General features: G+C 72.2%; 22 protein-coding genes. 11 read left to right on the top strand and 11 right to left on the bottom strand.

Annotated elements, in window-relative coordinates:
• From AB0H12_RS30740 to AB0H12_RS30720, 5 genes are read left to right on the top strand one after another with little or no spacing between them, the layout of a single operon-like run.
• Positions 1 to 1041 carry a radical SAM/SPASM domain-containing protein gene (locus AB0H12_RS30740; RefSeq protein WP_499627651.1) on the top strand — a complete coding sequence of 347 codons (1041 nt, stop codon included), beginning with the start codon at positions 1 to 3 and terminating at the stop codon, positions 1039 to 1041.
• Positions 1038 to 2261, top strand: coding sequence for an amidohydrolase family protein (locus AB0H12_RS30735; protein ID WP_499627649.1), 1224 nt, complete (start codon positions 1038 to 1040; stop codon positions 2259 to 2261). Before AB0H12_RS30740 ends, AB0H12_RS30735 begins: the two co-directional genes overlap by 4 nt.
• The gene (locus AB0H12_RS30730; RefSeq protein WP_499627647.1) at positions 2258 to 3511 is read left to right on the top strand and encodes an extracellular solute-binding protein; all 1254 of its coding nucleotides are present in this window, start codon (positions 2258 to 2260) and stop codon (positions 3509 to 3511) included. Before AB0H12_RS30735 ends, AB0H12_RS30730 begins: the two co-directional genes overlap by 4 nt.
• The gene (locus AB0H12_RS30725) at positions 3508 to 4407 is read left to right on the top strand and encodes a carbohydrate ABC transporter permease (protein WP_499627646.1); all 900 of its coding nucleotides are present in this window, start codon (positions 3508 to 3510) and stop codon (positions 4405 to 4407) included. Before AB0H12_RS30730 ends, AB0H12_RS30725 begins: the two co-directional genes overlap by 4 nt.
• Positions 4404 to 5210, top strand: a complete 807-nt coding sequence (locus AB0H12_RS30720; protein WP_499627644.1) for a carbohydrate ABC transporter permease — start codon at positions 4404 to 4406, stop codon at positions 5208 to 5210. The genes AB0H12_RS30725 and AB0H12_RS30720 overlap by 4 nt, the downstream gene beginning before the upstream one ends.
• 29 nt (positions 5211 to 5239) lie before the next feature.
• Here the strand turns inward: AB0H12_RS30720 and AB0H12_RS30715 are convergent, their stop codons facing one another.
• From AB0H12_RS30715 to AB0H12_RS30670, 10 genes are all read right to left on the bottom strand, one after another.
• A complete protein-coding gene (locus AB0H12_RS30715) occupies positions 5240 to 5791 on the bottom strand; it encodes a response regulator transcription factor (protein ID WP_499627642.1) in 552 nt (183 codons plus the stop codon).
• Positions 5792 to 5838: 47 nt separating this feature from the next.
• Entirely contained in the window at positions 5839 to 7626 is a 1788-nt protein-coding gene (locus tag AB0H12_RS30710; protein ID WP_499627640.1) for an ABC transporter ATP-binding protein, read from the bottom strand.
• The gene (locus AB0H12_RS30705; protein ID WP_499627639.1) at positions 7623 to 9473 is read right to left on the bottom strand and encodes an ABC transporter ATP-binding protein; all 1851 of its coding nucleotides are present in this window, start codon (positions 9471 to 9473) and stop codon (positions 7623 to 7625) included. The genes AB0H12_RS30710 and AB0H12_RS30705 overlap by 4 nt, the downstream gene beginning before the upstream one ends.
• 1379 nt (positions 9474 to 10852) lie before the next feature.
• A complete protein-coding gene (locus tag AB0H12_RS30700; protein ID WP_499627638.1) occupies positions 10853 to 12184 on the bottom strand; it encodes a condensation domain-containing protein in 1332 nt (443 codons plus the stop codon).
• Between the two features lie 296 nt (positions 12185 to 12480).
• Complete coding sequence (locus tag AB0H12_RS30695; RefSeq protein WP_499627636.1) at positions 12481 to 12771, bottom strand: hypothetical protein; 291 nt, start codon at positions 12769 to 12771, stop codon at positions 12481 to 12483.
• Positions 12772 to 12780: 9 nt separating this feature from the next.
• Positions 12781 to 13686 (bottom strand): sugar kinase, encoded by a 906-nt coding sequence (locus tag AB0H12_RS30690; protein WP_499627634.1) that lies wholly within the window; start codon positions 13684 to 13686, stop codon positions 12781 to 12783.
• Positions 13683 to 14306, bottom strand: coding sequence for a bifunctional 4-hydroxy-2-oxoglutarate aldolase/2-dehydro-3-deoxy-phosphogluconate aldolase (locus tag AB0H12_RS30685; RefSeq protein WP_499627632.1), 624 nt, complete (start codon positions 14304 to 14306; stop codon positions 13683 to 13685). The genes AB0H12_RS30690 and AB0H12_RS30685 overlap by 4 nt, the downstream gene beginning before the upstream one ends.
• Before the next feature lie 10 nt (positions 14307 to 14316).
• Positions 14317 to 15462 carry a galactonate dehydratase gene (gene dgoD / locus AB0H12_RS30680; RefSeq protein WP_499627630.1) on the bottom strand — a complete coding sequence of 382 codons (1146 nt, stop codon included), beginning with the start codon at positions 15460 to 15462 and terminating at the stop codon, positions 14317 to 14319.
• Between the two features lie 30 nt (positions 15463 to 15492).
• The gene (locus AB0H12_RS30675) at positions 15493 to 16248 is read right to left on the bottom strand and encodes an SDR family NAD(P)-dependent oxidoreductase (RefSeq protein WP_499627628.1); all 756 of its coding nucleotides are present in this window, start codon (positions 16246 to 16248) and stop codon (positions 15493 to 15495) included.
• Positions 16245 to 16955, bottom strand: a complete 711-nt coding sequence (locus AB0H12_RS30670; protein WP_499627627.1) for a FadR/GntR family transcriptional regulator — start codon at positions 16953 to 16955, stop codon at positions 16245 to 16247. Before AB0H12_RS30670 ends, AB0H12_RS30675 begins: the two co-directional genes overlap by 4 nt.
• Before the next feature lie 184 nt (positions 16956 to 17139).
• On the opposite strand from AB0H12_RS30670, the gene AB0H12_RS30665 reads away from it, so the two are divergent.
• Genes AB0H12_RS30665 through AB0H12_RS30645 form a run of 5 tightly spaced genes read left to right on the top strand, consistent with a single transcriptional unit; the run spans position 17140 to position 23708 of the window.
• The gene (locus AB0H12_RS30665; RefSeq protein ID WP_499627625.1) at positions 17140 to 19377 is read left to right on the top strand and encodes a beta-galactosidase; all 2238 of its coding nucleotides are present in this window, start codon (positions 17140 to 17142) and stop codon (positions 19375 to 19377) included.
• Complete coding sequence (locus AB0H12_RS30660; protein WP_499627623.1) at positions 19374 to 20690, top strand: ABC transporter substrate-binding protein; 1317 nt, start codon at positions 19374 to 19376, stop codon at positions 20688 to 20690. Before AB0H12_RS30665 ends, AB0H12_RS30660 begins: the two co-directional genes overlap by 4 nt.
• The gene (locus AB0H12_RS30655) at positions 20687 to 21631 is read left to right on the top strand and encodes a carbohydrate ABC transporter permease (protein WP_499627621.1); all 945 of its coding nucleotides are present in this window, start codon (positions 20687 to 20689) and stop codon (positions 21629 to 21631) included. Before AB0H12_RS30660 ends, AB0H12_RS30655 begins: the two co-directional genes overlap by 4 nt.
• Positions 21628 to 22470: a carbohydrate ABC transporter permease gene (locus AB0H12_RS30650; protein ID WP_499627619.1), complete on the top strand. Its 843-nt coding sequence runs from the start codon at positions 21628 to 21630 to the stop codon at positions 22468 to 22470. The genes AB0H12_RS30655 and AB0H12_RS30650 overlap by 4 nt, the downstream gene beginning before the upstream one ends.
• Positions 22467 to 23708 carry a cellulase-like family protein gene (locus tag AB0H12_RS30645; RefSeq protein WP_499627617.1) on the top strand — a complete coding sequence of 414 codons (1242 nt, stop codon included), beginning with the start codon at positions 22467 to 22469 and terminating at the stop codon, positions 23706 to 23708. Before AB0H12_RS30650 ends, AB0H12_RS30645 begins: the two co-directional genes overlap by 4 nt.
• A 130-nt stretch (positions 23709 to 23838) precedes the next feature.
• On the opposite strand, the gene rpmB is transcribed toward AB0H12_RS30645, so the two are convergent.
• On the bottom strand, positions 23839 to 24060 hold the full coding sequence (rpmB, locus tag AB0H12_RS30640) for a 50S ribosomal protein L28 (RefSeq protein ID WP_499627616.1): 222 nt from the start codon (positions 24058 to 24060) through the stop codon (positions 23839 to 23841).
• 426 nt (positions 24061 to 24486) lie between these two features.
• Here rpmB and AB0H12_RS30635 point away from each other — a divergent pair, with 426 nt between their 5' ends.
• Complete coding sequence (locus AB0H12_RS30635; RefSeq protein ID WP_499627613.1) at positions 24487 to 24918, top strand: hypothetical protein; 432 nt, start codon at positions 24487 to 24489, stop codon at positions 24916 to 24918.
• The last annotated feature ends 160 nt before the right edge of the window (positions 24919 to 25078 follow it).

The raw sequence follows: 25078 nt of genomic DNA, 5'->3' as shown, positions 1-25078 counted from the left end.
ATGACCTCCGTCAGCCACTCCCTCGCCGGTAGCTGGGACCAGGTCGTCGCGGCGTACGCACAGGGCCTGCCCGCGGTCGACTACCTGCCCCGCGTGCTGTGCGTGGAGCCCACCGACGGCTGCAACTTCGCCTGCACGTCGTGCGTGCGCCCGGAGGGCAAGGCGCACCTGCTCGACGTCGACGACCTGGTCCGGTGGGTCGACCACGAGCCGGAAGCGTTCCGCGCCGCGCCGGTGTGGGTGCACTTCTCCGGTGAGTCGCTGCTGCACCCCGGCCTGGCGGACATCCTCGCCGCGCTGCGGGAGCGGGGTGTCGAGACCATGCTGTCCACCAACGCCTCGCGGCTGGACGAGCGCAAGGGGAGGATGCTCATCGACAGCGGCCTGTCGCTGATCGTCTTCTCGTTGGACGCGGCGCGCGCCGACACGTTCCACCGCATCCGCGTCGGCGGCGACTTCGAGGTGGTGGAGCGCAACGTGCGCGCGTTCCTCCGGCAGCGCGGCACGGGCCCGGGGCCGGTGACGCAGGCCCAGCTGGTGGTCGGCGACCAGGACCCGGACGAGATCCACGAGTTCCTCTGGCGCTGGGCCGACGAGGGCGTGGACACGGTGCAGCTGAAGCGGTACTCCACCCGCGGGGGGATGCTGCCACTGCCGCGGGCACGCCGGTCGGACCCCGCCGCGGGTGGCGGGGCGCACCGGCCGTGCCTGGACCCGTGGCTCAACGTCGTCATCCGGGCGGACGGCGGCGTGGTGCCGTGCTGCGCCGACTTCACCGGCCAGCTCGTGCTCGGCTCGCTGCACGAGAACTCGCTGGCCGAGATCTGGAACGGTCCGGCCGCGCGGGCGCTGCGCACGGCGCACGCGACCGGGCAAGGGCTGCCCGCCACCTGCGCGGCGTGCAGCGACGCACGGACACCGGAACAGCGCGACGCGGTGGTGCGGTGCGTGGGCCTGCCCGACGACACCCGGGAACTGGCGGAGCTGATGGAGCAGTACCCCCGACACCTCCTGTTCGACCTGCGGGAGGACGCGCGGTGATCAGGACGGCCGGCCCCGTCGCCGTGACGGCCGAGCGGTTGCTCGCGGACAACGGGCTCGTGACCCGTCCGGTGCTGCTCGTCGAGGGCGGCCGGATCGCCGGGATCCGCCGCCGCGACGACCCCCTGCCGGCGGGCACGGCGCTGCTCGACCTCGGGGACGTGACGCTCGTGCCGGGTTTCGTGGACGTGCACGCGCACCTGGCCCTGGACGGCCGGCCGGACACGGCCGAGCACTTGGCGGCGACACCACCGGACGCGCTGGTCGACCGGATGTACGCGACGGCCCGGCACGCCCTGCTGGGCGGCGTCACGACGCTGCGGGACCTGGGCGCGCCGGGGTTCCTCGGCGTCCGGGCACGGGACCGGCTGGCGTCGGCGGCCGAGCCCGCGCCGCACGTGCTCGTCGCCGGTGCGCCGGTCACGGTGGCGGGCGGGCACGCGCACTTCCTCGGTGGCGTGGCCGCCGGCGTGGAGGGAGTGCGGTCGAAGGTGCGCGAGCTGCACGCGGCGGGGGTGGACGTGGTGAAGGTGATGTCCTCCGGCGGGCGGCTGACGCCCGGCTCGGACACGTCGAAACCCCAGTTCACCGACGAGGAGATGCGTGCCCTGGTGGAGCAGGCGCACGGGCTCGGCCTGCCCGTCACGGCGCACGCCTACCCGCCGGCGGCCATCGAACAGGCCGTGGACTGCGGTGTGGACGGCATCGAGCACTGCTTCTTCTCCGTCGACGGCGGTCTCGCGCCCGACTCGGCGGTGATCGACGAGATCGCGCGGCGGGGCATCGCGGTGTGCCCGACCCTGGGCCTGTCGCCGGACTGGGAGGTGCCACCGGGTTTCCAGGCGTTCCTCGACGTGTTCGCGCAGGTGGTGGTCGAGATGCGGGAACGCGGGGTGCGGCTCGTCGCAGGCGTGGACTCCGGTGCGCTGCCGGGCAAACCGCACGACGCGCTGCCGCACGCGATCATCGAGTTCGCCCGGCTGGGCATGACGAACGCGGAGGCGGTGGCGGCCGGGACCCTCGAGGGCGCGCGGGTCTGCGGGCTCGGTGACCGCAAGGGCGCGCTGCGGCCCGGGTTCGACGCGGACGTCGTCGCGGTGCGGGGCGACCCCCTGCGCCGGATCGAGGACATCGCCGAGGTGTGCTTCGTCATGGTCGGCGGGGTCGTGGTGCGTGACGAGGCGTCCGTCGGCCGGCCGGTCGCCGGTCCCGGCCGGTGAGGGCGCCGGTGCGCTGCGGTCGGTGGCTCGCGTCGGCGCTGGTGCTCGTCGCCCTGGTGTCGTGCACCTCGCCGACGGTGCCGCGGCACGCCGTGGCCCTCTGGATGTACCCGATCTTCCCCGACGCCGGGGTCAGCCGGGCGTTCTGGGCGGACGTCGAGCGGCGGTTCGAGGATGCCCACCCGGACGTGGACCTGCGAATCGAGCTGCTGCCCTGGGAGAACAACAACGTGAAGGTCGCCACCGCGTTCGCCGCGGGCCGCCCGCCGGACCTCGTGCTGTTCCGCCCGGAGCAGGTCGCCGACTACGCGGCGCGCGGCCTGCTGCAGCCGGTCGACGACGTGCTGGGACCCGTGGCGGGCGAGCTGTCGAAGAGCACGCTCGACGCCTCCTCTCACGGGGGACGGGCCTACCTGGTGCCGCTCTACCAGCTCGCCATGACCATGGCGTGCAACCGCCGCGTGCTCACGTCGGCGGGGTTCGAACACCCGCCCTCGACGTGGGCGGAGGTGCGGGTGCTGGCCGACCGCCTGGCGGACCGGGGCATGTACGCGCTGGACTACCCGGCTGGTCTCCAGGTGTCGCTGAACCTCACGTTCTACCCGTTGCTGTGGCAGGCCGGCGGGTCGGTCTACACCTCGGACGGCACCCGCTCGGCGGTGAACTCGCCGGAGGGGGTTCGGGCGTTGGAGTTCCTGGTCGACCTCTACCGGCGCGGTGCGATCGCCCAGTCCGCGGTGACCCAGCCCCACGACCCGGCCCGCGGGCCGATGGGGCGAGGGCAGGCCGCGTGCAGCCCGCTGACGACCCTGGCGGAACTGCGCCAGCTCAAGCGGGTGCTGGGCGCGGACGTGGTGGCGCCCGCGCCGCCGCTCGCGGACGCCGAGCGCGTCGGGTTCGGCTACCCCAGCGGCCTCGTCCTCACCGCCCGGTCCGGTTCCCCGGATGACGCGAGGAAGTTCCTGCGGTTCATGCTCCGCGCCGACGTGCTGTCGGAGCTGTGCGCGAAGTCCGGTTTCCTGCCCACGCGCCCGTCCGCGGCGTGCGCGCGGGACGATCCGGACGCGCAGGCCTTCGCCGCCCAGCTCGACGTCCTGTTCCCAGGCGAACCCCGCGCGTCCGCGCCGCAGGTCGCGGGACTCGTCGCACCGCACGTCCAGGCCGCGCTCCTCGGCGACGAGTCGCCGAGCGAGGCGCTGGACGCCGCGGCGCGGGAGGTCGACGCGCTGCTCGAGCGGGGTGGGCCGTGAACACCACCACCGACCGGCCGGCGGTGCCGCGGCGAGCGCGCCGCACGTCTTCCGCGTACCTGTTCGTGCTGCCGATGCTCACCCTCGTCGTGGTGTTCCGCGGGGTGCCGCTCGTCGTCTCGGGCTACTTCAGCCTGACCGACACCAGTTGGGACGGGGTCGGGCGGCTGGTCGGAGCGGCGAACTACGCGAACCTGGCGCGGGACCCGCTGTTCTGGACCAGCCTGCGGGTCACCTTGTCCTACGCCCTGCTCGCCGTGCCGCTGACCGTCGGACTCGGCCTGGTGACGGCGCTGGTCCTGCACCACGTGGTGCGGGGCGCGGTGGCGCTGCGGATGGTGTTCTTCCTGCCCTACATGACGAGCCTGGTGCTCGCGTCCGTCGTGTGGCACTGGGTCTACGCCGCGGACGGCGGACTGGTCAACGGGCTGCTCGGCCGGGTCGGCGTCGAGCCCGTGCCCTTCCTGGCCGGCACGGACCTGACCGTCTGGTCCCTGGCCGCGGTGGGCGCGTGGAAGGGGTTCGGGTACTCCATGCTGGTCCTGCTGGCCGGGCTGCGCGCCATCCCGGACGAGCAGCGCGAGGCCGCCGCGGTGGACGGCGCGCGCGGCTGGTCGCTGTTCCGGCACGTCACGCTCCCCGGTCTGCGGCCGGTGCTGGTGTTCTGCGTCCTGGTCGAGACGGTCTCGTCGCTGCACGTGTTCGACCTGGCCTACGTGATGACCGGCGGCGGCCCGGCGCGGTCGAGCTACACGCTGGTGATGAACCTCTACGAGCGCGGGTTCCGCTACTTCGACTTCGGGTACGCCTCGGCGATCGGGATCGTCGTGACGGTCGTGGTCGCCACCGTGTCGCTGGCGCAGTGGAAGTTGTCCGGCGAGGGGACGGCGCGGTGAGGGCGCTCGGGTGGTTCGCGCTCGCGGCGGCCATGGCCTTCGCGGCGGTCCTGCCTTTCCTCGCCATGGTGGTGCTCGCGCTGTCGCCACCGGGCGCGGCGACGCTGCCCGAGGCGCTGGTCCCGGACCGGCTCAGCCTGGAGCACTTCCGCGACGTCCTGGCCGGCGCGCGCATCGGGCGGTGGGCGCTGAACTCCGTGCTCTACGCCGGGATCTCGACCGCGATCACCCTCCTGCTCGCGGCGATGGCCGGGTACGCGTTCGCCAAGAAGGACTTCCCCCTGCGGACACCGCTGTTCTGGGTCGTCGTGGTGACGTTCGCCGTGCCGAGCGAGGTCAACCTCATCCCGTACTTCGGCGGCCTGGCGCAGGTGGACGGCCTGGACACGTACTGGGGCCTGATCCTGCCGACGCTGGCCAACGCGCAGGCGGTGTTCCTGGTCCGCCAGTACGTTCGCGGCATCCCGGACGAACTGCTGCATGCCGCCGCCGTCGACGGCGCGGGCGAGTGGTGGGTGTTCCGGCGCGTGGTGCTCCCGCTGACGAGACCGGTGCTCGCGGTGATCGGGGTGTTCTTGTTCGTCTGGCACTGGAACGACTTCCTGTGGCCGCTGATCGTGGCGCAGAGCGACGAGATGCGCACGCTGACGGTCGGCCTCGCGACCCTGCGTTCGAGTTCCGTGCCCATCGGCCAGCAGATGGCGGCGGCGACGATCAGCCTGCTCCCCGGTCTGCTCGTGTTCGGGTTCGCCCAGCGCTACCTGGTGAACAGCCGCCTGGACTCCGGGTGGCGGGAGCGCTGACCGCGCCACCGCCAACCGCGGCGCCCGGGTCAGTCCTCGGCGATCTCGGTGAGCGCGATCCGGGTCAGCTCGGCCTTGTTCCCGATGCCCATCTTGGCCCGGATCCTCTTGACGTAGGTGTCGACGGTGTGCGGGCTGATCGCCAGCCGGGTGGCGATCTGGCCGTGGGTGAGCCCTCTCGCCACCTGGCGCAGCACCTCCCGCTCCCGCGGCGACAACTGCGCCGTCTCGGCCCGCACCGGTTCCCGCCTCCGCCGGGCGCCGGCGACGCCGACCACAGCCGTGATCACGTCGATGATGTCGTCCACCGAGGCGTTGCGGTCCACCACGTCGCTCACCCCTCCCGGCCGTGGTCGCGGCAGCTCCCCGTCGTGCAGCAGCAGGACGGGCGCGCGGCGCGCGAGCGCTTCGAGGTACCGGTCGGGTTCCGGGTGGCGCACGGACGCCGGGTGGACCAGGAACACGTCCACGTCCACCCCGGCGTCCTCAGCCGGCAGCACCGCCAGCCCCCGTTCCGCCAAGGTGACCTTCAACCCCGCCGCGAACACCTGGCTGTCGTCGACCAGCCCCACGTGGATCATTGGCTCCCCCTCCCCTTCGAGCCGGTCCTGCGCCGTCGGCCGGTTCGTCACCTGTAAGCCGCCGCCTGCATGCCGTAGAGCTCGGCGTACAGGCCGCGGGTCGCCATCAGTTCGTCGTGGGTGCCTTGTTCTTCGATGCGGCCGTCGGCGACGACCAGGATGAGGTCGGCCATGCGCACGGTGGAGAACCGGTGCGAGACCAGCACGGTGATCGCGCCGGTGCGCTCGCCCACCCGACGCGCGCCGGCCGCGTACCGCTGGAACAGGTCGTGCTCGGCTTGGGCGTCGAGCGCGGAGGTCGGTTCGTCGAGCACGAGCAGCAGCGGTTCCGACCTCATCATGGCGCGGCCGAGGGCCAGCTTCTGCCACTGGCCGCCCGACAGCTCGGCGCCATCGGTCCACGACGTGCCGAGCTGCGTCTCCAGCCCGTGCTCCAGGCGCTCCAGGACGTCCTCGCCACGAGCGCGTCCGAGCGCCGCGCGCACCGCGTCGGCGGAGTCGACGTCGGCCAACTCCCCCACGCCGACGGACTCGCGGGCGAGCAGCTCGAACCGGACGAAGTCCTGGAAGCCGGCGGCGATGCGGGCGCGCCAGTCGGCCGGCGGGAAGCGCTCCAGGTCGATCCCGTCGAGCGCGATCACGCCCGTGGTCGCGGGGTAGAACCGGCACAGCAGCTTGACCAGGGTGGTCTTGCCGGCGCCGTTCTCGCCGACGACGGCCACGGTGGACCCGGCGGGCAGCACGAGGTCGACGTCGGCGAGCACGGTGCGTTCGGTGCCGGGATAGGTGAAGGAGACACCGCGCAGCTCGATGCCGTGCCGGATGCGCCCGGGCGGTTCCCGGTCGGGCTCCGGTGGCTCCTGCGCGGCCAGCAGCGCGCGGACCCAGCGCAGGTTGGCCATGACCCGCGCGGTCCGCTGCATCTCCTGGAGCACGGTCACCGCCGAGGTGACCTGCTGGTTGACCTGCGCGGCCAGGGTGAGCACCAGCAGCACGTCACCGACGCTGCGGCGGCCGACCACCGCGTCGCGCACCACGAGCAGCGTGCCCAGCACGTAGGCCACGGCGAAGATCACCTGCCCGACGGTGCGCGGCAGCACGGCCCGCCGCTCGCCGTGCCACAGCTCCTGCGAGGCGGTGTCCCAGTCGCGCTGTTGGCGCTCCCGCAGCTCCGGGCCCAGCCCGCCGACGTACACCTCCTTCGCCGACGCCGGGCTCGCCACCAGCCGGAAGAGGTGGCGGGCCCGCCGGGACGGCAGCGCGGCCCGTTCGCGGGCGGCGTTGACGACCGACTCGGCCCGCCTGCCCAGCAGCAGCGGTGGGACGGCGGCCAGGGGCAGCAGCAACAGCACCGGGTTGAGCCGCGCCAGCAGGACCGCGGTGACCGTGATCCCCACCAGCAGGCCCAGGCTGTTGAGCAACGCCTCCATCGAGCCCCACCCGGCCCGGTGCAGCTCCTGGCGCAGCACTTGGAGCTTGTCGGCGTACTCGGGGCGCTCGTGGTGCTCCAGGCCGGTCGAGCCGTTGGCCAGGGTGATCAGCTCGCGCTCCAGGCGCAGCACGGCCCGGTCGCCGAGCTCGAAGTAGAAGATGTGCGCGAAGTGCCCCGCGGTCAGCGACGCGATCACCGCCACCGTGACCCCGACCGCGCCCAGCGCGGCCCCGCGCACGTCGCGCTCGACCGCCGCGTCGGCCAACGCCGCCAACGCGGGCGCCGCCAGCGGCATGGCCGCGGCCCGGGCGATCATCAGCACCACCGAAAGCACGAGCCGGTAGCGGCTCTCCCGCCAGGCGACGACGAACAGCTCCCACCCGCCGCGCACGACGTCGATCACGCGTCCACCTCCTCGACGTCCAGACCGCGGGCGAACCGCTCCGCCTGCAAGGCGAACAACCGCGCGTAATGCCCACCGGCCGCCATCAGCTCCTCGTGCGCACCGCGCTCCACCGCGCGGCCGCCGTCGATCACCACGATGTGGTCGGCCCGCCGGACGCTGGAGAACCGGTGCGAGATCAGCAGCGAGGTCACCCCGCGCGTCAGCTCCACGAACCGGTCGAAGAACGCCGCCTCCGCCCTCACGTCCAGCGCGGCCGTGGGCTCGTCGAGCACCAACACCGTTGCCCCGGCCTCCAACGCGTACAGCGCACGGGCGATGGCGATGCGCTGCCACTGCCCGCCCGACAGGTCCGTCCCAGCCGGGTAAGCGCGCGACAGCGGCGTGTCCAGCCCGTTCGGCAGGGCGAGCAGCGCCTCGGCGATCCCGGCGCGCTCTGCCGCCCGCAGCACCGCCGCCCGGTCCACCGGCACGTGCGCCGCGCCCAGCGCGATGTTCTCCGCCGCGGTCAGCTCGTAGCGCACGAAGTCCTGGAAGATCACCCCGACCTGGCGGCGCCACCGCACCGGGTCGAACTCCGCGATGTCCACCCCGTCCACGCGCACGCTGCCGGAAGTCGGCTCGTACAGCCGCGCCAACAACTTCACCAGCGTGGTCTTGCCCGCACCGTTCACCCCCACCACCGCCGTGCACCGCCCGGCGGGCAGCTCCAAGTCGATGCCGTCGAGCACGGTCCGGTCCGCCCCCGGGTAGCCGAAGCCCACCCGGTCGAAGGTCAGCGCCGTGCCCGGCACCCCGGCGGGGACGGGCGCCCGGCCGGACGGCGCCCGCTGCCCGGCCTCCAACTCGTCCAGCCGCTCCCGCAACCGCTGCAACGCCGACAGCGACAACATCGCGTACTGCGTGCTGGTGTCCGCCTCCGGGTAATAGCCACCCAGCCCGATCGCCAGGACCACGGCCTGCACCCCCAACGCCAACTCGGTCAGCCCCACTCGACCGTCCGCGGCCAGCGAGCCGGCCAGCACGAGCGCGAAAGCCGTGCCCAGCAGGCCGATCGCGGTCAGCACCAGGTACGGGGCCAGGTACACGCGCCGACGTGCACGTGCCACCACGTCGATCGCCGTCGAGCTCGCCCGCTGGTAGCGCCGGGCCAACCAGTCCGCCAGTCCGAACAGCCGAATCTCCTTGGCTGCCACGTCGGTCATCGCGACCTCGCGGAAGTACTCCGCCTCGCGCCGCGAGCCCACCACCTCGTGCCACACGTGCGAGTACTTCCGCAGGCCGCCGCGTTGCCCGTAGCGGAACAGCAGCACCACCACGCCCACCGCGAGCCCGGCGGGCCAGGCGATCACCACCGCGACGACCAGGACCAGCGCCAGCAGGCGCAGGTAGCGGGCGACCAGCGACAACACCCCGACGCACGCCTGGCCCGGTGTCCCCCAGTCGCGTTCGAAGTTGCCGACCGCCTCGGTCAACTCCTCACGGGTCCGCTGATCCTCCAGCGGACCCAGGCCCACCGGCCGCACCATCAGCGCCATCGCCTCGTCGCGCAGCACCCCGTCCACCCGACGGCACAACCGCAGCCCCAGCGCGTTGCCCACCGGTGTCAGCACCTGGACGGCCAGGAAAACCCCGGCCGCGGCCAGGAACAGCCCGATCAGCCGATCCCACGCGCCGGAGTCGACCCCACCCTCCGCCGCGGCCGGCACACCGCCGATCAGCACGCTCGTGAGGATCACGAACGCCACCGGCAGCAGGCCGAGGACGAGGTTCATCACCGCGAGCAGCGCCACCGCACCGCGCCCGCCGGCGGGCAGCAGGCGCAGGATGTACCACCGCGGGCGCACTGCCTCCTCCACCCACCGCGACCAGGTCGTCCGCAGCCCTGACGGGGCAGGTTCCACTGGTTCGGGAATGGGTGGCGATCCGGTCGTCATAACTCTCCACAGGTCGTCCGGCACCCGTGCTCGATGGTCGGGTCCGGGCAGGAGTGCCCGACTGCGCGCGGATGTCGGGCGGGACGCGCGCCGAGCCGGGCAGTGGGCAGGTTGCCGATGGTTCTGTCGGGCTCGCCGGTCCAGGCTGATCGGACACCGGGTCTCAGCTGTCCGATGTGGACCACGTCCGGCTCTGAGGAGGAATGGATTGCGCCCGATGACGTGTGGGACCGGACCGCCGTTGTCGCCGGTGGTGGTCCGCGCGACCCGGGTCGCGGCGGGTGTCGGACCGGTTGTGCCTCAGGGCATCCTGTTCGCGGTCCTGCTCACCGACGGCAACCGCGACGGCACCTGCGAGGCTCTCCCCCGCGTCGCCGGCCGCACCGGTGGAGCGCGGCCGGGCACTTCGAAGAACTCGCATCCCCGCGCGAACGCACGAGAGCGTGGAACGCCACTGCCAGGCGCCGTGGCGAGCCAGGTCTGAGGTGCGTCTATCCGAATCGCACCAGCGGGCACCACCCGAGGTCGAGCAGCGAAAGACCACGACCTGGTTCAGCGATAACGGCGTCGGCGCCGACATGCCCCTCCTCGGCTGACCGGTCCCCCTTCGGTCGCAGCGGCCGGCGTCACACGGCGCACCAGTACCCGAACACGGCTGACCGGAAGTCCCGAAACATTTGAAGGCGATTTCCGGAGGGTTTCGACCAAACCCACCGCGGAGCCCCCTCCACCTTTCAGATGTTTGCGCTATTAGCCATTGTCATACAAACGACCACACCCCCAGGTAAACGCTTACCGCATTGAAGCACATCTCAACCTGGGCGGGCAAGCACACCCAAGCGGACTACGTGACCGAACTTGCGCAAGTAATTTCGCAACTCTCCTGTTTCACCAGGACAACCGGTTGGCCTTTAGTCAGTCGTCGCTCCCGAATCGCGGTTGCGCACGGTGCCGGAGGCCCGCCCGCCCGTTGTCGCGCGAGCCCGCGCCCACGGTTCGCGATCGCGTGCCCGACGCACGAGGTGTCGCGCGGCCGCAATGCCCGCGTGTCCCTCCGGCGGGTCGGGAGCGGGTCGACCTGGAGACTTCGACAGGCCTTGGCACCGGCACTCGACGTCCGCCCCTGTCGAACAGTCATCTGCGCGTGGACCGCTCGCACCGGGCAGAGGTCGCCGCTGTCCCGCGGCAGGACAGCGGCAGGCAACGACCGGCCCGGTACCGGCCGGTTCCCGGGACCGCAGCCGCGCTCCCGGTGGCGCCGGACGCCCCGCGAGGGGGTTCGGGCGGAGTCAGGAGCGCGGTGGCACCGCGGAAGAAACCAGAACACCCTCAAGTTCACGGAGAAACCCACCGATTCGATCCGGTGGCAGGTAAGCGGTGTTCGCGGTAAGCCTCACAGCCTGATCCTCACCCCGCCAAGGGCCGACCTTGAGACAGAAATGGCAACGGGACGGAGCGTCCTCCACCCCCCACGCGAACTGCGAGTCGACCAGCTTCTCCGCTATGTCGCCGTCCGGCAGACCATCCAGCGCATCCGGTTCGTCGAACACGTTGTCGAGGTTCTGGAAACAGCACAGGGGGTTGATTTGCTCCCCCCGCTCCGCGTCGATCTCCGCCCTCGCCCGATCGAGCGCGGTCTGGTCGTAGTAGGCGTATCGGTAAGCCCGCATCGCCGATTTCACCGCGAGCGGGACGATATCGTCGAGGGTTCCCCCCGGTGGCAGGTCGAGGACGAACAGACCGTGCTGCACGAGGTTGGTGGTGAGACGGCGGTGCTCTTCCTTGAAACGATTGCCCACCGGCATGTTCAGGGCGACGACGGAATGCCCGGTCCACCTGCCCAAGATCATCGCACAGGCCGCCAGCACCGCGGTCGAGGCAGTGGTCCCGTGCCTCGCCGCCACGCGCTTGGCCGCTGCCCGCAAGGCCGTCGACATCAGGACGCCCTCCTGCACCGGAGGATCGTGGAGCGGGCCGCTCGAACTCAGGGTGGTCGGCGGTATCCGCCGGAGCTGCTCGGTCCAGTACCGGACAGCGCGCGAGGTGACGGCCGCACCGGCACTCGCTTCGCGGCGTGCGAGATCGAGCGGCTGGAGCCCGGCCTCGCCCGGGAACGACCCGGTGGCCAACACGTGCCGCAGGTCCTCGTGGATGACCTGGGCGGCACCGAAATCAACCGCCACGTGGGAGTACACGAACACCGCGTGCCACACCACTCCGTCGACTTCGACCAGGTTGATCCGCACCGGGAGCTCGGTCCCGTGGTCGAAGGGCGGTTCGACCAGCTCACGCCTCAGCGTCATGGCTGTGTCACGTGCCTCCGCGGCCCCGCTGGTCACCGTCAAGACCGGTAGCGACCCCGACCTCACCACGACCTGCAGGGGAGACCCCTCCGCGACGCGGACCACCGTGCGCAACGATTCGTGCCTGACCAGCAACCGCCCGATCGCATCGACCACCGAGTCGACGTCAGCACGCACATCGGCGAGTTCGACCACGTAGCTCAGGTTCCACGTCTGCCGGTTGGTCGCCATCGCGTCCCAGATCCCGCGCTGCCCCCACGTGAACGCCGCCGTGCCGTCCCTGTCGCCGACGAACTCCACGTCGATGCGAGTGCGCACTCGACCGCCCTCCCCTGCACGTCGAACCTGCGGCGGAGCTCACAGTGCCCTCGTCGCCAACTCGGCGCCGATGCACGGGCGGATCGCCTTGTTCATCCCACCCCCGTGCCGACCCCGCCCGACCACAGCACCTGCGAACCACGCCGGCCAAAGGTCATCAGTGAGCGCCTCCTCACACTGTTGTAGATCACGACCTCGATTGTCAACCGCAGCAACGACTTCGCTGCCGACCCGGCCGCACCGAAGCCGGAACCCGTTGTGCACCAAGCATTCCGAAAAGCGGATGGACGTGCAGGTCAACCCGCCGCCGCCGCGGTGGATCGCGCACGCCGCAGTCCCCTTGACGGACTCACCGGCCGTCGGTCGCTGACCGGAACCGCCTCGGCCACGGTCTCGGGCACGCCCACCGCCCCTGTCATCGACGGGGCGACCGGCGTTTCCGGCGGGTCCAGGTGGGACGCCTTCCAGATCGTGACGAGGACGTGTCGTCCACCGTGGCCGGAGGTGGACACGTCGGTCTTGCTCTCGAACCGGGAGCCGTACCCGCCGGTCTGCTCGACGAAGTCCGGGTCGCCCCAGCCGATCACGGAACTCCGTCAGCGCAGGGTCGAGCCGCCGGCCAGGTCGAGCAACGACAGCTCGGCCCTGGACGGCAGGCCCTCCCAGTCGCCGGTCGTCATGACCGCGAAGGCGCCCGTGGCGTTGCCCCTGGCCAGGCACTCGCCCGGGGACAGCCCGTCGAGCAGGCCGGACAGGTACCCGGCGGTGAACGCGTCACCCGCCCCGACCGGGTCCACGGCTCGCACCCGGCGGGCGGGTGCGGACCACCTGCCGCCGTCGACACGCGCCCGCGCCCCGTCGGCACCCAGTTTCGTGACGACGTGGTCCGCGGCGTGGTCACCGCCCACGAGGTCGATCTCCTCCGGGGAGCCGATCAGCACCGACGCCCTGCGCGCCAACGGGGTGAGCACCCGCGACGCCTCGTCTGCCGGCCACAGGCGGGTCCGGTAGTTGACGTCGAACGACACCAGCCCGCCTCGGTCCAGCACGTGGTCGACGGCGGCGTGCGCGGCGGCCAGCGGGCTGGGACCGAGGGCGGGGGTGATGCCGGTGACGTGGAGCAGCCGGGTGCCGCCGGCGAGGCCGGCGAGCGCGTCCTGCTCGGTCAGGCGCGATCCGGCGGAGCCACTGCGGTGGTAGATCACGCGGGTCACGTCGGGTGTGCGCTGTTCGAACAGGATGAGGCCCGTGGGTGCGCCTTCGTCGCGGGCAACCGCGGAGGTGTCGACCCCTTCGGCCCTCAACGTGCGCAGTACCAACTCACCCGGCTCGTCGTTCCCGACGCGGCCCACCCAGCGGGCGGAGTGGCCGAGGCGGGACAGTCCGATGGCGACGGTGCTCTCCGCCCCGGCGATGGAGGTGGTGGCCGTGGCGCCCGAGCGCCACGTGCCGGTGGACCTCAGCGACATCATGGTCTCGCCGAGGACGACGACGTCGATCACGTCCGGACCGCCTGGTCGACGAACGCGCGGACGCGCCGGGCCAGGTCAACCGGATCTCCCCCGTCGGGTGCGTCGCCGGTGAGGGGGGAGCCGACACCGACCGCGAGCGCGCCTGCGGCGAGGTACCGCCGCACGTCGTCGGCGCCGATGCCGCCCACCGGGACGAGCGGGACGTCGGGGAAGGGGGCGCGCAGCGCGGCGACGTGCCCGGGTCCGAGCGAGGAGGCCGGGAAGACCTTGACGGCGGTCGCTCCCGCGCGGTGCGCGGCGAGCACCTCCGAGGGGGTGAGCGCGCCTGCGAGCACCGGCAGACCCAGCTCCACCGATGCCGTCACCCCCTCCCCCAGGGCCGGCGTGACGGTGAAGCTCGCGCCCGCGTCGCGGGCGTCGCGGGCGTCGGCGGCCGTCAGGACCGTGCCCGCGCCGACCTGGGCGCCCGACCCGGCGGACGCGGCAACGCGTTCGATGACCTTGAGCGCGTCGGTCGACGTGAGGGACACCTCCAGCAAGGAGATGCCGTTGTCCAGCAGCACGGCAGCGGTGCGCACGCACGCCGCCGGGTCGGTGCCGCGGATGATGGCCACGAGGCGGTGTGCGGTCAGGGCTTCGATCAGGGTCATGCTGGTGTCCTCACCACTCGGCGAACGAACCGTCGTCGTGCCGCCACACCGGTGGTCGCCATCGGTGGCCGACGGCGTCGGCGCGGCGCACCTCGTCCTCGTCGACCTCGATTCCCAGGCCGGGCGCGTCCCAGCGGTGGATCGTGCCGTCGCGGAAGGTGAACGGGGTGCGGTCGAGCACGTAGTCGAGTAGTTCGGCGTCCCGGTGGTAGTGGATGCCGATGCTCTGCTCCTGGATCAGGAAGTTGGGGGTGGCGAAGGCGACCTGGAGGCTGGCGGCCAGCGCGATGGGGCCGAGCGGGCAGTGCGGGGCCAGCAGGGCGTCGTGGACCTCCGCCAGGGACGCGATGCGCCGCACCTCGGAGATGCCGCCGGCGTGCGACAGGTCGGGCTGCGCCACCGCGATGCCGGCGCGCAGCGCGGGCAGGAAGTCCGCTCGCGAGTACAGCCTCTCGCCGCACGCGATCGGCACGGGACTCGCCCGGACCACGTCAGCGAGTCGATCACCGTGTTCGGGCAGCACCGGCTCCTCGACGAACAGCGGGTGCAGCCCGGCCAGTTGGGGCAGCACGCGCAGTGCCGCGGCGGTGGTGAAGCGGCCGTGGAAGTCCACTGCGACGTCGCGGTCGTCGCCGATGGCCTCGCGCACGGCGGCCAAGCGGGCGACGATGGCAGCGGTGTCGGAGCGGGTCGGCACCGGGCTCGTCCGGCCGGCCGCGTTGACCTTCACGGCGGTGAGCCCGGCGGCGACCTGCGCGGCGGCGGCGTCGGCCACCTCGGCGGGCTCGTCGCCGCCGATCCAGCCGTAGACGCGCACCCGGTCGCGGACCGCGCCGCCGAGCAGTTGGTGCACGGGCACGCCGAGGGACTTGCCGAGGATGTCCCACAGGGCCTGGTCGACACCGGCGGCGGCGCTGGAGAGCACGGGTCCGCCGCGGTAGAAGGCGGACTTGGTGGTGAGCTGCCACAGGTCTTCGATGCGGCGGGGGTCGGCGCCGACGAGCACCCCGGACAACTCCTCGACGGCCGCGCGCACGGTCTCGGCGCGTCCTTCCACGACCGGTTCGCCCCAGCCGGTGATGCCCTCGTCGGTGCTGACTCGGCAGAACAGCCAGCGGGGTGGGACCAGGAAGGTCTCGACGGCGGTGATCTTCACGCGGTGCGCTTCTCTCGGGTCGGTGGCCGGTCAGGACGAGGTCTTGTAGACGCTCCACCCGCCGTCGACCGGCACGCAGGCGCCGGTGACGAAGGAGGCGTCGTCGCCGGCCAGGAACGCGATGACGGCGGCCACTTCTTCGGGGCGGCCGAGGCGTCGCACGACGGTCTGCTCGGCGCTGGCGCGGCGGTCGTCCTCGCCGATGCCGTCCCACGCGGCGGTCAGCACCGGTCCGGGCAGCACGGCGTTGACCCGGACCTCGGTGCCGTACTCGGCGGCCAGTTGGCGGGTCAGGCCGGTGAGGCCGGCCTTGGCGGAGGCGTACGCGGCCCGCCCCGGCAGTCCGATCACGGCGTGCACGGACGAGACGAGCACGACCGCGCCACGCCGGTCGCGGCGCAGGTCGGGCAGGCACTCCCGGACGCCGAGGAAGGCGCCGGTGAGGTTGACCGCGATCTGCCGCTCCCACGACCGCGTGCTGGTCTCGTGCGCGGGTCGCACGTCGACGGTGTAGGCGTTGTTGACCAGCACGTCCACCGGCCCCAGCCGGTCCCGGCACGCGCGCGCGGCGTCGGCCCAGTCGGCTTCGGAGCTCACGTCGCGGCGCAAGGCGATCGCCCGGCCGCCGGCGGCGGTGATGTCCGATGCCACGGCTTCGACCTCGGGGGACACGTCGAGCAGGGCGACGACCGCACCGTCACGGGCCAGCCGGTGCGCGGTGGCCTCACCGATGCCCCGCGCCGCGCCGGTGACCAACGCGACCCGGCCGGCGAGCGGCCCGGTCACCGGTGCTCCGTGCGGGCGGCGATGGCGCCGATGTCCTCCAGGGCCTTGGCCAGCAGGTCGAGCATGGCCAGCTCGGCGCGCGGGGCGTCGCCGTCGCGCACGGCGTCCAGGACGGCGCGGTGGCTGGGCACGGGGTCATCCGCGCCCACGTGGGAGTGCACCAGTCGGTCGCGGGCGCGCAGGCCGGGCTCCAGCAGCAGGTCCATCCGCGCGAACAGCTCGTTGCCGGTGGCGGAGAGCAGGGCGCGGTGGAAGGCGGCGTCGGCTTCCGCGGCGGCCGTCGCGTCGTCACCGGCCGTCGTCATGGCGTCCAGCGCGGCGTCGAGGGCGTCCAGATCGGCCTCGGTGCGCCGGAGGGCGGCGCGGTGGGCGACGGCGGGCTCGATGACCGACCGCAGGTCCGCCAGGTCGCGCAGCACGCGGTCGGCGTCGCCGCCGTCGATGCGCCAGTCGATCACGTCGGCGTCGAGCAGGTTCCACGCCGAGCGCGGCCGGACGAACGTCCCGCGCTTCTGCCGGGCGTCGACGAGTCCTTTGCCGGTCAGCACCTTCAGCGCTTCACGCAGCACGGTGAGGCTGACGTCGAGCTCCTCGCCCAAGGTCCGCAGGTCGAGCACGTCACCGGGTGCGTACTGGCCGCCGACGACGCGTGAGCCGATGTCCTGCACGACCTGGTAGTGCACGCCGCGGCCGGTGTAGCGGGCCATGTTGCTCCTCCCCAGCGGTGGTGAACCGCCAGCGTAGCAAATCGTCATTATTTATGAATAATCCTTGACACCGGTCTGACCCGTGCCCACGATGAACCCGCCGCTGACCACAGGAGTCCAGGAGCACGACATGCTCTCGCTGCACGCTCACGATCCCGTCCCGCCGCTGGTAGGGCACCTGCCCATGGGCACAGCCCCCGGCGATCCCCGGCCGGTGCGGGTGGACGGCCGCGCGGTGGGTCGGGACGGACGCCCGTGGCTGCCCGTGATGGGCGAGTTCCACTTCAGCCGGTTCCCCCGGGCGCTGTGGCGGCACGAGCTGCTGATGATGCGGGCGGGCGGGATCGACCTCGTCGCCACCTACCTGTTCTGGAACCACCACGAGGAGAACCGCGGGCAGCTCCGCTTCGACGGTGACCGCGACGTCCGCCGTTTCGTCGAGCTGTGCGCCGAGCTCGACTTCGCCGTGTCGGTGCGGATCGGCCCGTGGTCGCACGGCGAGTGCCGCAACGGGGGCTTCCCCGACTGGCTGGCCGACGTGCACTGCACACCGCGCACCGACGACCCCGCGTACCTCGACCTCGTGCGGCCCTACTACGCCGCCATCGCCGCGCAGCTGTCCGGTCTGTGGTGGGCCGACGGCGGCCCGGTCCTCGCCGTGCAGGTGGAGAACGAGCTGTACGACCAGCCCGATCACCTGGCCACGCTGCGCGCGCTCGCCGAGGAGGTGGGCATGAGCGCGCCCCTGTGGACGGCGACGGGCTGGGGTGCGGCTCAGCTGCCGCCCGACGTGGTGCTCCCCCTCTACGCCGGCTACCCCGAGGCGTTCTGGGAGGACGCCTCGGACGGGTGGGCCCGCGACGTGCGCCGCCACTACTTCCCCACCCCGATCCGCGACGATCACGCGATCGGCGCCGACCTGCGCACCACGGCGCCCGAGAGCAGCGGTCCCGACGACACCCGCTACCCCTACGCCACGTGCGAGCTGGGCGGTGGCATGGCCATCGCCTACCACCGCAGGCCGCTGGTCCCGGCCGCCGACGTGTCCGCGCTCGCGTTGGCGAAGCTGGCGAGCGGGTCGGCGTGGCAGGGCTACTACCTCTACCACGGCTGCTCGCAGCGCTTGGACCTGTCCACGCCGAACCAGGAGTCGCACGCCACCGGCTACCCCAACGACCTGCCCGTGGTGAACTACGACTTCCAGGCGCCCCTGGGCGCGTACGGGCAGGTGCGACCGTCGTTCGCCGCGCTGCGGCTCCAGCACCTGTTCCTGCGCGACAACGGCGCGGACCTCGCGCCGGCCGAGCTGCACCTGCCCGACGTCACACCGGCGGACCTGGACGACCGCGCCACGCTGCGCTGGTCGGTGCGGTGGAGCGGCGGTCCGGCTCTTCTGTTCGTCAACAACCACCAGCCGCACGAGCCCCTGCCCGACCACCACGACGTGCGGTTCGAGGTCGTGCTCGGCGACCGGACCGTCCGACTGCCCGCCGAGGGCGTGACCATCCCGTCCGGGGCGCACTTCGCCTGGCCGATCGGCTACCGGGTGGGCGAGGTCGAACTGGTCTGGGCCAGTGCGATGCCGGTGGCCAGGTCGACGTGGGACGGCGTGCCCACGGCCGTGTTCGTCGCCACCGCCGGCATCACCCCGCAGTTCGCCTTCCCCGTCGGCACGGAGGTCGACGGGGCGCGTGTGGACGGGCACGGCGTGACCACCGTCGCCAACCCCGGGATCGACGCCCTCATCACCGCGACCACGCCCGACGGCGCGAGGGCACGGCTGCTGGTGCTCGACGAGGCGAACGGGCTGCGGTTGCAGCGCCTCGACGTGTCCGGGGTCGACACGCTGGTCCTGTGCGACGAGCCCGTCGTGGTCGACGGCGACTCGATCTGGTTGGAGACCGCGGTGGAGCAGGTGGAAGTGTCGTTCCTGCCCGCACCGGGGGTCACCCGCGTCCTCGCCGGCGCACCTCCCCTTCCCGCACCGACGTTGGAGGTGGTGCGCGCCGAGGCCGAGGCCCCGCCCGCGCGGACGGGCGGATCCCAGGACAGGGCGTCGGCGCCGCCGGACGAGGACTTCGAGCACGCCGCCGTCCACCGCGTCGAGGTGCCTCCCGAGGCGTTGACCGGTGACGACGAAGTGCTGCTGGTGCTCGGCTACACGGGAGACGTGGCACGCGCGCACATCGGCGGCCGGCTCGTGGCCGACCACTTCTGGCACGGTCCGGAGTGGGAGATCGGGTTGCGCCGGTTCGCCGACGAGGTGCTGGAGCACGGCGTCGAGATCCGGGTGCTGCCACGTCCGGCGGAGAGCGCGGTGTACGTGGACCCGTCGGTGCGCGCCCGGTACGAGGCCGCGTCGGACACCGCGTCGGTCGACGCGGTCCGGCTGGTCCGCCGGACCCGGGTGGAGCTGTGGTGAGCCACCCGAGCCGGAGGTCCCTGCTGCTCGGCGCACTGGGCGCTGCCGCCGCGGGCACGTTGAGCGCCTGCGGTGCGCGATCGACCACGCCTGTCACGTCCGGTCAGGTCGACCTGCGGATCTGGACCCACGACCCCGGCTACGTCACCACCTTCACCAAGGCCGCGACCGACCCGGCGATCTCGGGCGGCTCCGCGTTCACGTTCCAGCCGCGGATCACCTCGGCCGCGCCCGGGGACATCGTCACGCGGATGATCGCCCAGGCCGTGGCCGACGGGAACACCCCGGACCTCGCGGGCGTGGTCATCGACCAGTTCCCCCGCGTCATGGGCTCGGCGATCGCGGAGAACCTGTTCGTCGACCTGACCGACACCGTCGCCCCGTTCGGCGACGACCTGCTCAAGCTGGCCCCGTACGAGGTGGGTGGCAAGCCCTACGGCCTGGACTCCGACAACTCGATCACGGTCCTGTACTACCGGCAGGACGTGTTCGCCGAGCACGGCGTGCCCGAGGACGTGGCCACCTGGGAGGAGTTCGCCGAGCACGGCGAGCGCCTGGCCCGTGACCGGCAGATCAGCCTGGGCATGGTCTCGGTCGGTGACAACGGCGCGATCGTCAACGGCTACACGCAGATGCTGTTGCAACGCGGCGGCGAGGTGTTCGACGAGTCCGGCGCCCTGGCGCTGGACTCGCCCGAGGCGGTCGAGGTGTTGGAGTTCCTGGCCCAGGGCGTCCGGACGGGGTTCCTGTTGGCCCTGCCGGACCCCTACGGCAGCGCGTGCGCGGCGGCGCTCAAGTCCGGGCGGCTGGCCGCCACCGCCATGCCGAACTGGTACAACGCCTACGGCCTGCAGGCCAACGTGCCCGACCAGCAGGGCCGGTGGCGGATGCGCACGCTGCCGAAGTTCGCCGGCGGCGGACACCTGGCCACCACGCTGGGCGGCACGGCCTTCACCGTGGTCAAGGACAAGCCCGCGACCGAGGCGGCGCTGGAGTTCCTGCGCCGGGTGTACCTGACCCGGGAGGGACAGGTGCTGCGGTACCACGCGGGCGGCTACCTGCCCACGCTGCGCCCCCTCTACCGCGACCCCGACCTGCTCGCGGTGCGCGACGAGTACCTCGGCGGCCAGCGCGTGTTCGACGTCTACGCAGCCGCGGCCGACGACCTGCCGCTGTTCCACCAGGCCGCCGGGATGCAGGTGCTGAGCGCCGTCCTCGGCGGCCCGGTCCTGGACGCCCTGAAAGGGCGGACCTCCGCACATGCCGCGATCCAGGCGGGTATCGCGGCCTACCGGCAGCAGGTGAAGCGATGAGCGCACCCACCCTCGAACGTCCGCCCACCACCGCGTCCCCGGCGACCGGACAGGGCTCGTGGTGGTCGCGGCACCAGCGCGAAGCGGCGCCGTACGCGTTCGTCTCGCCGTTCTTCGTCCTGTTCGGGCTGTTCATGGCCGTGCCGATCCTCGTGGGCCTGTACCTGAGCTGCACCGAGTGGGCCGGGTTGGGGACGCCGGAGTGGGTGGGCTTGCGCAACTACGCAGATCTGCTGACCGACGCGAGCTTCTGGACCTCGGTCGGGAACACCGCGCTGTACGTGGTGTTCACGCTGCTGGTCGTGGTGCCCGCCGCGTTGCTGATCGCCCAAGCCCTCAACGCGCGCGGACTGCGCGGGCGGGACGTGTTCCGGTTGGCGTTCTTCATGCCGGTGGTCATCTCCCCCATCGTCATCACGCTGGTGTTCGGGCTGTTCTTCGACACCGAGTTCGGCATCGTCAACGGCGCGCTCAAGGCGGTGTTCGGGTTCGGCGGCATCGACTGGACCGGCGACCCGACCTGGGCCAAGGCCACCGTGGTCATCCTGGTGCTGTGGCGCTGGACCGGCTACCTGACCGTGTTCTTCCTCGCCGGTCTGCAGAACGTGCCACGTGAGCTGCACGAGGCCGCCGCGATCGACGGCGCGGGACCGCTGCGGCGCTTCACCAGCGTGACGCTGCCGGCGCTCAAGCCGGTGACGGCGTTCGTGGCCGTGACCGTGCTGGTGAGCACGGCTCAGATCTTCGACGAACCGTTCCTGCTCACCCAGGGCGGGCCGGGCGAGTCGACGTTGTCGGTGGCGATGTTCGTCTACCGCGCCGGTTTCCAGCGCCAGCAGCTCGGTTACGCCGCCGCCGCGGGTGTGGTGCTGTTCCTCGTCGTCGTGGCCCTCGGGCTGCTGGCCAACCGCCTGCTCGGTGTGGGAAGGGACTCCCGATGAGCACCATGACCGCCCGTCGTTCGCCCGCCGGCCGCGTGCTGCTGTACGGGTTCCTGATCGCCCTGCTGGCGGTCTTCGCGCTGCCGCTGCTGTGGGCGCTGTCGGCGTCGTTCAAGAGCCGCGCCGACATCTTCTCCTACCCACCCCGGCTGCTGCCCCACCCGGCGGTGCTGGACAACTACCGGGGTCTGCTGGAGGCGCAGCCGTTCTGGAGCTGGTTCACCATCAGCACCGTCGTCGCGCTGATCTCCACCGCGGTCTCGGTGCTGCTGTGCTCGCTGGCCGGGTTCGCCTTCGCCAAGTACCGCTTCCGCGGCCGCAACGCGCTGTTCACGATCATGTTCAGCTCGTTGGCCGTGCCGTTCGCGGTGATCGTCGTGCCACTGTTCATCATGGTCGCCAAGGCCCGGCTGACCGATCCCTGGTTCGCTCTCGTCGTGCCGTGGGTGGCGCCGGCGTTCGGGATCTTCATGATGCGCCAGTTCACCGAGCAGGCCGTCCCCGACGAGCTGCTCGACGCCGCGCGCATCGACGGCTGCACCGAGTTCGGCCTGTTCCGCCGGGTCGTGCTGCCCCTGCTGCGCCCGGCACTGGGCGCGTTGGGCGTGTGGTCGTTCCTCAACAGCTACAACAGCCTGCTGTGGCCGCTGATCGTCATCAGCGAACCGGAGGACTACACGTTGCCCATGGGAATCCAGGCGCTGTTCGGCGCCACGGGGCGGCAGTACGACCTGGTGCTGGCCGGGTCCGTGCTGGCCGCCGTGCCGAGCCTGCTGGTGTTCTTCCTGCTGCGCAAGCAGTTGCTGGAGGGCTTGACCGCCGGGGCGGTGAAAGCGTGACCCCGGAGAAGCTGACAATCACGCTGTGGGACTTCACCTGGTACACCCGCACCGGGCCCGGTGAGCCGTTCGAGGACCTCGACGGGGCGTTCTCCGAAGCCGTGGAACGCGGGTACAACACCGTGCGGATCTGCGCCATGCCGCTGCTGCTGTTCGGCTCCGGGGTCAACACCTCACGGCTGCGGCTCGGCCCGTTGGGCAGTGGTTACGGCGCCCGAGTGCGGTGGTACGACGTGGGGGCGCACACCGTGATCGACGCACGCGCCTGGTTGCTGGCGCTGTTCCGCGCCGCGCGGCGGCACGACTGCTTCGTCGTCCTGTCGAGCTGGGAGTACCAGCAGAGCCCGTCGTTCGCCGTGGACCGGGACTGGTTCGACGCCGTGATGGCGATCGACCCCGAGGACCGCGCCGTCGCCCTCGCCGACGCGCTGGCCGACCTGGTGGACTTCCTCGCGTCGCACGGGCTGGACGACCGCGTGGCGTTCACCGAGCTGCACAACGAGGTGCAGGCCGGTCACCTGGCCGACGGCCTCGACGGCGACCACGTGGTCGCGCTCCGTCCCCGGTTGGAACGCGGGATCGCGCGGTTCAAGCAGCGCCACCCCGACCGGCGCGTCACGGTGAACTACGCGCAGGTCCCGGTCGGCTCGCTGCGCGGGATCCCGCGCAGTGTCGACGTCGCGGTGTTCCACCCGTACGTGTACGGCGTGCTGGACGAACTGCTCGACGAGTTCGCGCTGCGCGATCCGGCCCGCCCGTTCCCGCAGGAACGCGCCCGCCGCGAGCTGCTGCGCCCCGACGCGCCCGACTTCGCCGACTGGCAGCCGCCCCGGGACCAGCGGTGGCGGCTGGACGCCACGATCGTCGGGCGGCGCGAGGTGTACGTGCACGACTGGTGCGACCCGGGCAAGTGGGACGCCTGGCTCTACGACCGCTACGCCACCCACCGAACGGCCATGCGGCGACAACTGACCACCTGGATCGACGCCGCCGCCGACTGGGCCGCCGAGACCGGCGTCCCCCTGGTCTTCGGCGAGGGCTGGATCGGCTACACCCCGTTGCACGGGACCTTCGAGGAAGGCCCCGTCGGGGCCGCCTTCTGCCGCACGGCCGCCACCGAGGCCGCACGGGTCGGGGCGTGGGGCTCCGTCGTGTGCTCCAACGCCGCCCCGCACCACCCGATGTGGCAGGACGTGACGCTCCAACGCGAGTGCAACGCCCTGCTCCGCGGTGACTGACCTCTCGCTCCCGAACCTGGTCGAGGAGGACCTGGTGACCCGCACCCCTCGACGGGAACGTAGAGACCGGGGCTGAGCACGCGCGGACGGGGCCCGCCGGCGCGGGCCCCGTCCGCGTGCCGGCGGAGTACTACGAAGTGCGGCGCCGGACCTTCCCCGCCTTCAGGCACGCTGTGCAGACCTTGAGCTTCACCGGCCGACCGTCGACGGTCGCCTTCACGGGTTGGATGTTCGGGCGGAACATCCGCGTCGAGCGCCCGAGCACCCGCCGCTTCTGGGCGTGGCGCCCCAGCCGAGCGACCTGGTTGCCGAAGCTCGGCTCCTTGCCGCACACGTCACAGCGTCGTGACATCAGCACTCTCCTCGAGAAGATCGCGATGGCATGCCGACCGCCCATCGCGATGTCGATCGAGAAGGGAGAAGTGCCGCTGCGGAAGCGGTGGTCGACGGCATGGGGGAACAAGGCAGGCCTCAGCGCGCAGCGTCGGGGAATCGACCGCTGCCGCCTGCCTGACGGGGTGTCTCGACCTGTGCCGCCTCTAGAACATGCGGCCGAACGTAACCGGCACGCCCCAGCGCGTTCAAGCGATTTCCGACCTTCGTGGGGCCTGGTGGATGTGGGATCGATGCCGTGAGGGCGGCGAGCAGGTGCCTGATCTCGTTGCGGTGAACGCGATCAGTCCGCTGGTGGAGGGTGGTTCGGGCCGGCAGTGCGCCGTCCGGACGCACTCGCGCCAACCCGGCCCGCAGCACCCCACGACCCGCTTAAGGTGCCGGAATGGCGGAGGACGGGTTCGTCGAAGTACGCGGGGCCAACCGAGGCAAAAACGTGGTCCTGCACCTCTTCGCCGTGGCGTTGGTGGTCACCGGACCGATCGTCTACGCGACCAACGACGGCGGCGCCGTCGGCACCGTGCTCACCGTGGTGCTGCTGCCGCTGGGCATCGCCGTGTGGCGCGGCATCGCGCGCGCCAAGCGGCGGCTGCTGCGCCTGGACGAGGTGGGGCTGCCCGCGACCGCCGAGGTCCTGTCCATGGAGCCGACCAGCGAGGACGCCACGGTCCGCGTCCGGCTCCGGCTCAGCGGCCCGGACGTGCCGGAGTTCGAGATCGAGCACGACGCCGGGTACCACCCCAGCCTGCGGCCGGGGAACAAGCTCGACGCGGCGGTCGACCCCGACGACCACCGCGACTTCGAACTGGACTACTGAGGCACGTCGCGGTCGAGGCCTGCCGTTGACGGCCGTTCACCGTCCTGCGAACCGGGCGGCCACCGGTCGACGATGCCGTGGTGGCGTTGATCGAGCGGATGGCCCGGGAGAGCACCACGACGGTTCCCCCGCGCCCAGACCGCCGCCATGTCGACCTGCG

This window comes from Actinosynnema sp. NPDC023794, from assembly GCF_040639675.1.
Classification (GTDB): domain Bacteria; phylum Actinomycetota; class Actinomycetes; order Mycobacteriales; family Pseudonocardiaceae; genus Actinosynnema; species Actinosynnema luteola.
Note: the sequence above shows the minus strand (reverse complement) of the source record. Positions and strands in the feature narration are given on the sequence as shown.